Consider the following 10707-nt stretch of genomic DNA (forward strand, 5'->3'; position numbering starts at 1 on the left):
CACGATTGCCATATCTGATCCGGCAAAGCTGAGCGACCCCGAAAATCCCGATTCATCTACTCCTTAACTCCGGCGCTCTCAATTTTCCTTCTCCCCATTTTCCGATATATCTGGGTATTATTTTCACTATGACGAAATCCGAATCCGCCCGGCCGAAAAAAATGTTCGGCAAGCATCGGCGCGCCTTGAGCTCTGCAGCGAAGATTCGCCGTATTTTCGGACTTTTCTTTCTTTCTCTTTTACTCGGGCTAGGTTCGCTGGCCGCCACCGTAATTTACAACCTGCAAGGAAACATAAATCAGCACGATTTTACTGATTTGCTAAAAGGAGCTAAACGCCCGGGCGAAGTAATTCCCTTAGATCAAAAAGAGGGAATGCCTATCAATGTGCTGCTGATTGGTTCTGATTCGCGCGAGCGCATCGATCCGGATTCGGAAGTCACTGGAATGCGCTCCGATACCGTAATGCTGGTACATATCAGCGCTGATCGGCAACGTGCCGATTTCGTATCTATACCGCGCGATACTTTAGTGGATATTCCTAGTTGCCAGCTAACTGATGACGAGCGCTCTTATCCGCAAAAGCAACAGATGTTCAATTCTGCTTTCAGCACCGGAGGTATCTACGGCGATGTTAATGCCGCTGCCACCTGCACTTTGCGCACCGTAGAGAAACTCACCGATGTAGTGATAGATGGTTGGGTAGTAATCGATTTCGTATCTTTTCAAGGCATAGTTAATACGCTAGGTGGAGTGGAAATGTGCTTTGAGGAGGCAATTCACGAAGACTTCTCTGGATTAGATGTAGCAGCTGGGTGCCAGAATTTAAATGGAGAGCAGGCGCTTGCTTTAGCGAGAATGCGCTATGGGATTGACGACGGTTCGGATTTATCGCGGATTAAACGTCAGCATGAACTAGTCGGAAAAATTGCCGAAAAAATGCTGAGTATGAATTTAGCCAGCGATTTACCGAAGTTCTACAGCATCGTAAAAGAGATTACCCAAAATCTCGATACTTCTTCTGGCCTGGGGAATTTCCGCTGGCTTTCCGGTTTCCTCTACTCTTTGCGCAATCTTCAAGTAAAAAACATCAATTTTCTCACTATGCCTAATCACTACGCACCAGATCAACCGGGAAGAGTAGTGCCCGCTGATAATGCAGACCTAGTGTGGGCTGCACTCCGCCGCGATATGCCAATTTCCCCGGAAATACTTTCTGGGGATAAAAAGGCCGATTCGCAGCTGGAGGAGAGCGAAGAATCCGGAAATAATCAACTTCTCAATGGCTAAAAGCGGGGAAAGATATGGAAGACGACGAAATGGATAAAATGCCTCCTTCCTTTGCTCCGCAGGGCAGGAAACGCCGACCCAGTACGCAGGGCGCTAAGCGAATTGGGAATACAGCGGCAAATGAAGTAGAAAATCTACTTCCGCCCAGCCGCCAGCCGCAAAAAAAGCGCGAATATGCACCAGATATGATGGAAGCTCCCGTCTATCCACCCCGCAATTCACCGCATACTCCGCCTCGCACTCCGGCGCAAAATCGTCTTTTAGCTACTAATAATTCTCCTCACTCCGCGCTCGCGCAGCCCGCAGGTGCCGCGCCCCGGCCCAAGAACTGGCGACTATCCGGACGCCGCGCGCTACGCACACTTGCCCTGCTACTAGTAGGAATACTAATTATTAGCGCAGCTTGGGGAATATATCTCTACCAATACGGAAACCGCAATTTAACCCATACCTCCGCACTTTCCGGCGCGCCCGATACTCCCGGCGATACCTATTTAATCGTCGGCTCCGATAAGCGCAGTGGCACCTATGCTGATGAATCGGTAGCAGGCCAACGCTCCGATACGGTGATGTTGCTGCATAAAGCTCCCGGCGCCGATCCCGTATTACTTTCTCTCCCCCGCGATACCTATGTAAATATTCCTGAATATGGCTACAACAAATTAAATGCGGCCTATTCCTTGGGAGAAGGGGCATTATTAGTGGCTACAGTTGAGCAATTAACTGGGCTTACTATTGACCATTACGTAGAGATTGGTATGGAGGGAGTCGTTTCTATTACGGATGCGCTCGGCACTATTCCACTCTGCTATGACCAAGACGTGAATGATCCCCTCTCGGGATTAAATTGGAATGCCGGTTGCCACTCCGCAGATGGTACTACTGCGCTGGCCTTTGCCCGGATGCGCTATGAAGATCCGTTGGGTGATATTGGGCGAGCAGAGCGGCAACGGCAAGTAGTTTCTTCCATTATGAAGACCGCACTCTCTAAAGATCTCTTCTTTTCACCGCTGCGACAAAAGAAACTCGTGGGCGCTACCGCCAGTGCCCTAGCAGTGGATGAAAAAGATAATCTGTGGCAAGTCGGGAAAGCTGGGCTCGTACTGCGGAAAGTAATGCAAAGCGGAATCATGGGTACCCCACCGATAGCAGATTTGAGCTATTACCCCGGAGGAGTCGGCTCCACCGTATTATTAGACGAGAATTTAACGCCCCAATTTTGGGAGGCACTGCGAAAAGGTACTTTGCGCGCCGAAGATTATGAAACGCTAGTGGCACATACTGCAGAAGCGGCCGATACCGCAGATACCGCTCCCTAGCTTTTACCGCATAGCTATAACTTTGCTAGTTTTCCAGATTAGGATTATCCACTACCCGCACTTGGGCTGCTTCTATACTGCCAATCCCCTGTAGCTCTGGAATATCATAAGGCTCCGCGATGTAGCGCTGTGCATCTAAGTTGTGCAGGGCTTCTGCGGTTCGGTAATCTACTAAAATTCCATTCACCGGCGCGACGTTGCACAGGCGCGAAGCCAGATTCACTTTCGGTCCAAAAATATCTCCAAAACGCGACACTACTCCTCCCCACACTAAGGAGGCTCGTACATCTGGCATATTAGGAGTATCCCGCAGCGCAGTCACTATTTTATCCACCACGGTAATGCCAGTTTGCAGGTCATCTGCTATGTAGAGCACGGCATCTCCCACCATTTTCACTACTCGCGCCCCATAGGTAGAAATCACATCGCGGCACGTAAATTCAAAAGTCTGAATAAAATCCACGAGCGCGTGCGGCGAAAGTTCACCCGAACGATGGGTAAAAGATACTAGATCGACGAATCCGAAAGCCCGAATGGTGGGAAGCACGCCATCTTTCCGATCGCGATGGTCGTCTAGCTCCGTTTCTACGCGGCGCAGAAGATTTGCCATATGCCGCCGCCAAGCGTACTTCATTTGATAGATGAGGAATTCTTCGTATTCCCCTATGCGGTCAAGCAGCATAAAACGAGCGGAAATTTCATCTATTTCAAAGCGCCCCGAAAATTCTTCGACTAATGCTTCATATTGCCAGCTCACCATGCGATCGAGCAGATGCGATTGGGCGCGAATCAGTGAATTTAAGGTATCTTCATCTACCATGCCCTGGAGCATCATATCGTAATGCGCCCGCATCACATCGAGATCATATTCGGTAAAAATTTTGCTTTCCGTATCGGTGATTACCGGAAAACCCATTGCGCGCCAAAAACGCCGCACGAGCGCAAAATCGCAGCCTACTAATTCCGCTATTTCGCGTGCACTGTACTTTTCTTCCCCTCCCAGAAGCCTTTTCACATGCTCTTGTACAGTCGTAGACACAGTGCCTTCTTCAATTGTGGTAAAACTCACACCACTACTTTAAGTGAAATTCTTTGCTTTTTCAAAATACAACAATTAACTCTAAAATCATATAGGAAAACACCTTGTAAATAAACGAAAGTGCCAATTTCGGTAATTTTTCTTTTTTACTACTACAGGAGAGCACCTTTGCACACACTATTATTAGCTTCTGCTTCCCCCGCCCGCCGGCAAACTTTACAAGCAGCCGGAATTAATATGCAAGTAGCGGTATCTACGGTAGATGAAGATGAAATACGGAGAAAACTCTTTGCCGCTTCCGCGCCGCCGCCTGCACGGCCGCGAATCTTCGGCTTCACCAGCTCCGAATCAGCCACTGGAATACGAGCCAGCCAAGAAGTGCAAGCTCTAGCTACCGCAAAAGCCACCGCTATCTGGCAAGATCTACAAGCAGGAAAATTATCTTTTCCACCTGCGGCGCATCCGGAAGTAATTTTGGGCTGCGATTCGATGCTGGAAATGGGAGGAGAAATTCTCGGTAAGCCGCATAGCCCGCAACTGGCTCACGCGCGGCTACAAGCTATGAGCGGGAATTACGGAGATTTATACACCGGGCATTTTTTAATCGACACCGCCACTGGAAAAAGTGCAGCGGCGGTATCCTGCGCCCGCGTCTATATCTGTAAACTCAGCGAAGCAGATATTTCTGCGTATGTGCAGACTGGCGAACCGCTCGAAGTAGCGGGCTCTTTTACCATTGACGGCTACGGCGGTGCCTTCGTAGAAAAAATTTCTGGAGATCCGCACGGCGTAGTAGGGGTATCTCTCCCCTTGCTGCGCCAACTATTAGCACAACTCGGGTACCAAATAGCTGATTTCTGGAAACCTAATATATCCCAAAAGTAGGAATATGCACCTGTAGCGCAAAAGCCTCTGCATCTACTGCGCAAAAAGTGACACCAGAAAACTAAAATCTACACCTGGCCATCAGCAAAATCGTGGAAGTAGCGATTCTGCTTTGTGCGCTCTGCCATCGGCAACCAATTGCGCTCATCATGGCCGATATAGATTTGCCGCGGGCGGCCGATGCGCTGCGTATTATCTTTCACATGCTCGTGGAACTGGGCAATCCAACCCGGAAGCCGTCCGATTGCGAAAAGCGGAGTAAACATCTTGGTCGGGAAGCCGAGCGCTTTGTAAATAAGACCCGTATAGAAATCTACATTGGGATAGAGATTCCGCTCAATGAAGTAATCATCTTCTAAAGCTACCTGCTCTAACTCGCGCGCCATATCGAAGAGTTCTGGATCTCCTCCCAGCTTATTTAGTAATTCGTCCGCTAGGTTCTTGACGATACGCGCCCGCGGATCGTAGCTCTTATATACCCGATGCCCGAAGCCCATGAGCTTTACCTGATTAGTCTTGTCTTTTACCTGCTGCACATAGTCTTCAATAGTGAGATCAGAATTGCGGATATTATTGAGCATCCGCAGCACGGCCTCATTCGCTCCCCCGTGCAAGGAACCGGAAAGTGCTCCAACGCCGGCCGCTACCGCCGCATAGATACTGGCATTTGCCGAAGCTACCAAGCGCACCGTAGAGGTGGAGCAATTCTGCTCATGATCTGCGTGGAGAATAAATAATTTATCCAGAGCATTCACTGCGACCGGATCAATATCTAAATCCTGATACGGAAGCCCAAAATTCATTCTCAAGAAATCTTCCGTATAGGATTTCGAAGTATCTGGATAGAGCATCGGCAAGCCCGCGGCTTTTTTCGCCGCATAGGCGACCATCGTCGGCACTTTCGCCAATAACAAAATAGAAGCTAAATCCAGCTGATTAGAATCTTGCGCATCCAAAGTATCTTCATAGTAGGTACCGAGCCCCGCAATACCGGATTGCAAGATAGACATCGGATGCCCCTGCGAGGGGAAAGAACGGAAGAAAGAGAGAAAATCCTCGTGCAGCAAAGTGTGGTGTTTAATGCGCTGCACCAACGTAGAAAGCGATCCGGCGTCGGGGAGCTCTCCATATATAAGTAAATAGGCCACTTCTAAGAAAGAACAGTTCTTCGCCAACTGCTCAATTGGATAGCCCCGGTAGCGTAAAATGCCATTTTCGCCGTCTATATAGGTAATTTTCGAAGTACAAGAAGCAGTATTAGCATAACCCTTATCCACCGTGACTAGGCCGGTCTGCGCGCGCAGCTGTGCTATTGAAATTCCATCATTTCCCGTGCTGGCACTTACTCGTTCCAGTTCTATATCTTTTCCATCTATCGATAAATGCACATTATTCACCATACTGCCACCTGCTTTCTTTCCCTCAGAAACCTAAAAGATACGTAATTATTTCGGTTCTACCTAGTTTTGCGGAGGAAGCTGCGCGATTAACGGGTGATCGGCAGCAATCTTCCCCATTTTTGCCGCTCCACCCGGCGAGCCTAGATCGTCAAAGAAATGTAGATTAGCATCGTAATAAGCATCCCACTCTTCTGGCAAATCTTCTTCATAAAAAATAGCTTCTACCGGGCAAACTGGCTCGCAAGCGCCACAATCCACGCATTCGTCTGGATGGATATAGAGAGTACGCTCACCTTCGTAAATACAATCTACCGGGCACTCATCTACACAGGCCTTATCTTTTACATCTACACAAGGCTGGGCAATCACATAAGTCATAGGTACTTCCGATCCTCTTTCAATCCCTATTTACGTTTCGAGTTAGTAGTTTTCGCGGCGCTGTCTTTAGTTTTCGCTGCGCTATCTTTGGTTTTCGCTGCGTTGTCTTTGCGCCGCCACCGGCGCGGAGGGCGTGGTTTTTTCTCTTCCGCCGCGGGCTTTTCTGCTGAATACTTCTCCACCAACCACCGTGCTAAGAACGGAGTGAGGAGAACGGCCAGCAAAGACCCTCCGATCCAGAGATAAAAAAGTATCTCTCGCGGAGCTGCAAGCATATCGTTGGCAGGAGGGAAAGTAAAAAGCCCAATCACTGCCCCCTCTACCCCGAGGGCGTAGAGAAGGGAGAATACTTTTTTCTGGAGTTCCCAAGCTATCCACGCTCCGGCCATTACCAGCAAAATTGCGAGAATCAATCCAATCCAAGGAGCTTTCACCGGCGTGGAGTGCAGCAAGGTACCAGCCACTCCGGCCAATACTCCGAGGGCTAGCACACCCAGATACTTCAATATCTTCATATTCTCTATCCTACGCGATTCCCGCCATTATCCCAGCTGGGAATTATTTGCGCGCCTCTTTCTTCAAATGACCCCGCGCCCGATTTCGCGCAGCCGTACTTAGCTCTACTTTCCGAATACGTACCGTCTCCGGCGTTACCTCTAAGCATTCATCCTCTGCCGCAAATTCTATCGCTTCTTCGAGAGTGAGCGTACGGTGCGCCTGTAAAGTTTCGAATACATCTGCAGTAGAAGACCGCATATTGGTAAGTTCTTTTGCCTTTACTATATTTACATCTACATCTTCATTGCGCGGATTTTCTCCTACCACGTGCCCCTCGTAGGTATCTTCGCCCGGAGTGACGAAAAAAGTACCTCGACCCTCTAGGCGTTGCAAAGAAAAAGCCGTCACTTTGCCAGCGCGATCGGATACCAAAGAGCCAGTAGTGCGCGCCTCTATAGGGCCTGCCCACGGCCGATAACCAGCAGAAATAGAAGCAGAAATACCAGTGCCGCGAGTTTGGGTAAGGAAGTAGGTGCGGAAACCGATTAATCCGCGCGCCGGCACGAGAAATTCCATACGCACCCAGCCGGTACCGTGATTAGCCATCGTCTCCATCTGGCCTTTGCGCGCCGCCATTATCTGCGTCACCGCTCCCAGATACTCTTCCGGCACATCGATAGTCGTATATTGCCAAGGCTCCTGTATTTTCCCGTCTACCACTCTTTTTACCACGTGCGGTTTCCCGACCGTCAACTCAAAGCCCTCGCGGCGCATCGTCTCCACCAGAATCGCCAAGGCGAGCTCTCCTCGATCCTGTACCTCCCAGGTATCTGGGCGATCAGTAGGCAGTACGCGAATAGCCACATTCCCTATCGTTTCTTGGTGTAAGCGGTCGCGAATCTGGCGCGCCGTCAATTTATGCCCTTTTTCTTTCCCCGCTAAAGGCGAAGTATTAACCCCAATAGTCATCGAAATTGCCGGATCATCTACGTGTAGCGGCGGCAAGGGGCGCGGATCTACCGGATCGACGAGCGTTTCCCCGATAGTGATATTTGGAATTCCGGAAATAGCTACGATATCTCCGGGGCCAGCCATTTCCGCTGGAAATCTCTCTAAACCTTGCGTGCGCAAAAGCTCCGTAATATGTACCCGCTCTAAAGTGCCTTCCGGCCCTGCTTGCAGACCCAACCAGGTGTTTTTCCGCAATTGCCCCGAATAGATCCGCACCAGAGCCAAACGCCCTAAAAACGGCGAAGCATCCAGATTAGTCACCTGCGCCACAAGCGGTGCAGTTTCGTCGTACACCGGAGCCGGCACATACTTAAGAATTGCTCGAAAAAGCGGCTCCAGATTTTTATTGCGCGGCAATTCTCCATCCGCTGGTTTTTCGGTATCAGCTGCGCCAGCTTTTGCCGAAGCATAGATAGTGGGAATTTCTAAAATTCTCTCCAAATCTAAGCCGCCACTATCTTCGATATCAGCTGCTAAGCTGAGCAATAAATCTTGCGTTTCTTCTTCCACTTCCGTGATGCGCGCATCGGCTCTATCCACTTTATTTATCACGGGAATGACGGGAAGATTGGCTTCCAAAGCTTTTCGCAGCACGAAACGCGTCTGCGGCAACGGCCCCTCTGCGGCATCTACCAGCAACACCACCCCGTCTACCATAGCGAGCGCCCGCTCTACTTCTCCGGAAAAATCGGCGTGGCCGGGGGTATCTACCACATTTATTATTACGCCCGCTTCTGCTCCATACTCGGCGGCAGCCGGGCCGTTATAGGTAATCGCAGTATTCTTCGCCAGAATGGTGATGCCTTTTTCGCGCTCTAAATCTCCCGAATCGAGAATACGCTCCCCGGTTTTTTCTACCGTGGTGTGGGTGTCAAAAGCTCCGCCCTGCCAGAGCATTCCATCTACTAAAGTGGTCTTTCCGTGGTCTACGTGTGCCACGATTGCCACATTGCGTAAATCTTTTCGTAATTGCATATATAACCTCTCCGGCTACTACCCCGGTGCGGGTAAAAACCGAACTTTCGGCGAATCATCTCTCGGGCGGAATTTCCTTGACGTTTGGATTCTACTGCGCAGAAATTCGGAAAGAACTACTAGGAACAGAAGTGGGAGAGAGTTTACACTTCCGGTACGAAGAAGCTAAACGCAGCACAAAGCTATTTTTCCGGAAGAAAACCGATATTCTCCGGTAAGAAGGTCTCTAAAGCCGCCGCCCCATAATTCGCCAACCGGTTATGAACTCCCGTGATATTGGCGCGGTAGTAGAGCGGAATACTGATTCCTTCTTTCCAAAGTAAATTATCTAATTCTTCGGCGTACACCAGCTTTTTGAGCTCATCCGTCTCGCGCGCTATTTTCCAGATATAGGTATCGAGAGCTGAGTTAGCGTAACCGGTGAAATTGAGATTAGCCGCAGCGCCGGCTGTATCGCCAGCTGCAGCGCGATTAGAAGCGTAGAGTTGGCCAATTCCCGAAAGAGGATAGGGAGTAAATAGCCAAGTGACGCTAGTAATATCGTATTCTCCAGCCGCCAACGCCGCCTGGAATTCGCCGGCAGAAATATCTTTCATCTCCAGTGCTACGCCTATTTGTTGGAGCTGTTCCTGCAGTTTTTGCCCCTCATTTTCCGAAGTAGGCACACCGGTAATGCGCAAATAGCTCAAAGTAAGTGGCTCGCCGTCTTTTTCAAAATACTGCGTCTTTTCATTCCAGGTGTAGCCCAACTCTGCTAAATCTTTGCGGGCGAGTTTTCCATTCACCGGCAGGGAATTATCTGTATACCCCTTTTGATAGGGCAAAAGCACGTGGCTCCCCATATGTAAATCCAGATCCGCGCTCGGCAAACCACTCAAATCAGAGGCGGCAAAACTTTTGGAATCGATGCCTTTCTGCAGAGCTAAGCGGAAATCTTTATTCTGTAAAAGTGGAGATTTAGTGTTAAATAGGAGCTCTCGCCACTGGCGCGAAGCAGAAATTTTAACTGCAGCTGCCGGAGAGGATTTCACAATTTCTAAACTCGGTAAATCCTTAATCATCGGCAAAGCATCTAGCTTACCGGCCGCGAAAGCCTGCGCCGCATCGTATTCATCTAATTCGTAAAAGATGACCTTCTCCAGCACGGGAGCTTTTCCCCACCAATTTTCATTGCGCACTAACTCGATAGTTTTCTTTTCTCGATCCACTTGCGCGAGACGAAAAGGGCCAGTCTGCAAAGAAGCGACATTTGGTAAATCTTTCCAAGCTGCCGAGAAAGTATCCGCATCGGAGAGGCCGGCAGCAGGGGCGATTTTTTCAAAAGTGGCTGGCCAATCCGCATAATTATGCTTATAGGAAATAACTACCTGAAATTCATTTTCTCCCGCGGTAATTTCGGAAATCTGCTTCCAACCCGCGGCAGCGGAGCAGGTGATTCCCGCAATCTGCCCGGAGCAAGCTTTCCAACTCGCTATATAATCGGCGGCAGTAATTGGCGTGCCGGAGTTCCATTTTGCCTGGGGGTTCAGGTTTAATTTTACGACGAAAGGTGCGCCGCTCTGCTCCGGAGCTGGCGCTGCATAAGAAGAAATATAATCTGGATTTGCACGCACTTCACCATCTTCCGCATAAATCCAGTTATGGGCAGCGGAGAGAAAACTATCTATTTTATCGTCCGCTATTTCTTCCGCGCTTCTCTTACGAAGTGGATTGAAATTTTCTGGGAATTCCGCCACCGACAGCCGTAACTCCCCACCCGTAGCTAACTCCGCGCGGGAAGCACTTTGATAATCGGAAAGTGGCGGGGGCTGTGGCCCACGCGCGCTAGAATTTCCCCCCGCACAGCCCGCCAGCAAAGTGACCAGACCGAGAAAAAGCGCTCCCAGTTTTTCCAATCGCATAAATTTCCTTTC

Annotated in this window: 9 protein-coding genes; 3 read left to right on the forward strand and 6 right to left on the reverse strand. The window is 49.7% G+C overall.

Going from position 1 to position 10707, the window contains the following annotated elements; genetic code table 11:
- Positions 1 to 128: 128 nt before the first annotated feature.
- Both Q0X35_RS04435 and Q0X35_RS04440 read left to right on the forward strand, forming a co-directional pair.
- Positions 129 to 1289, forward strand: coding sequence for an LCP family protein (locus Q0X35_RS04435; RefSeq protein ID WP_297565967.1), 1161 nt, complete (start codon positions 129 to 131; stop codon positions 1287 to 1289).
- A 14-nt stretch (positions 1290 to 1303) separates the two neighbouring features.
- Positions 1304 to 2608 carry an LCP family protein gene (locus Q0X35_RS04440; protein WP_297565969.1) on the forward strand — a complete coding sequence of 435 codons (1305 nt, stop codon included), beginning with the start codon at positions 1304 to 1306 and terminating at the stop codon, positions 2606 to 2608.
- A 25-nt stretch (positions 2609 to 2633) separates the two neighbouring features.
- Here the strand turns inward: Q0X35_RS04440 and Q0X35_RS04445 are convergent, their stop codons facing one another.
- On the reverse strand, positions 2634 to 3677 hold the full coding sequence (locus Q0X35_RS04445) for an adenylate/guanylate cyclase domain-containing protein (RefSeq protein WP_297565971.1): 1044 nt from the start codon (positions 3675 to 3677) through the stop codon (positions 2634 to 2636).
- A gap of 138 nt (positions 3678 to 3815) precedes the next feature.
- Between Q0X35_RS04445 and Q0X35_RS04450 the strand changes: the two genes are divergently transcribed.
- Positions 3816 to 4532, forward strand: a complete 717-nt coding sequence (locus Q0X35_RS04450) for a nucleoside triphosphate pyrophosphatase (RefSeq protein ID WP_297565973.1) — start codon at positions 3816 to 3818, stop codon at positions 4530 to 4532.
- A gap of 68 nt (positions 4533 to 4600) precedes the next feature.
- Here the strand turns inward: Q0X35_RS04450 and Q0X35_RS04455 are convergent, their stop codons facing one another.
- The 5 genes from Q0X35_RS04455 to Q0X35_RS04475 all read right to left on the reverse strand — a co-directional run.
- Complete coding sequence (locus tag Q0X35_RS04455; protein WP_297565975.1) at positions 4601 to 5932, reverse strand: citrate synthase; 1332 nt, start codon at positions 5930 to 5932, stop codon at positions 4601 to 4603.
- 60 nt (positions 5933 to 5992) lie between these two features.
- Positions 5993 to 6310: a ferredoxin gene (gene fdxA / locus Q0X35_RS04460; protein WP_297565977.1), complete on the reverse strand. Its 318-nt coding sequence runs from the start codon at positions 6308 to 6310 to the stop codon at positions 5993 to 5995.
- A gap of 26 nt (positions 6311 to 6336) precedes the next feature.
- Complete coding sequence (locus Q0X35_RS04465; RefSeq protein ID WP_297565979.1) at positions 6337 to 6825, reverse strand: hypothetical protein; 489 nt, start codon at positions 6823 to 6825, stop codon at positions 6337 to 6339.
- A 43-nt stretch (positions 6826 to 6868) separates the two neighbouring features.
- On the reverse strand, positions 6869 to 8794 hold the full coding sequence (gene typA, locus Q0X35_RS04470; protein WP_297565981.1) for a translational GTPase TypA: 1926 nt from the start codon (positions 8792 to 8794) through the stop codon (positions 6869 to 6871).
- Positions 8795 to 8976: 182 nt separating this feature from the next.
- Positions 8977 to 10707 (reverse strand): ABC transporter substrate-binding protein (locus tag Q0X35_RS04475; RefSeq protein ID WP_297565983.1); only part of this gene is annotated, 1731 nt, incomplete at its 5' end.

The sequence above is a fragment of the uncultured Arcanobacterium sp. genome (assembly GCF_947253055.1).
Classification (GTDB): domain Bacteria; phylum Actinomycetota; class Actinomycetes; order Actinomycetales; family Actinomycetaceae; genus Arcanobacterium_A.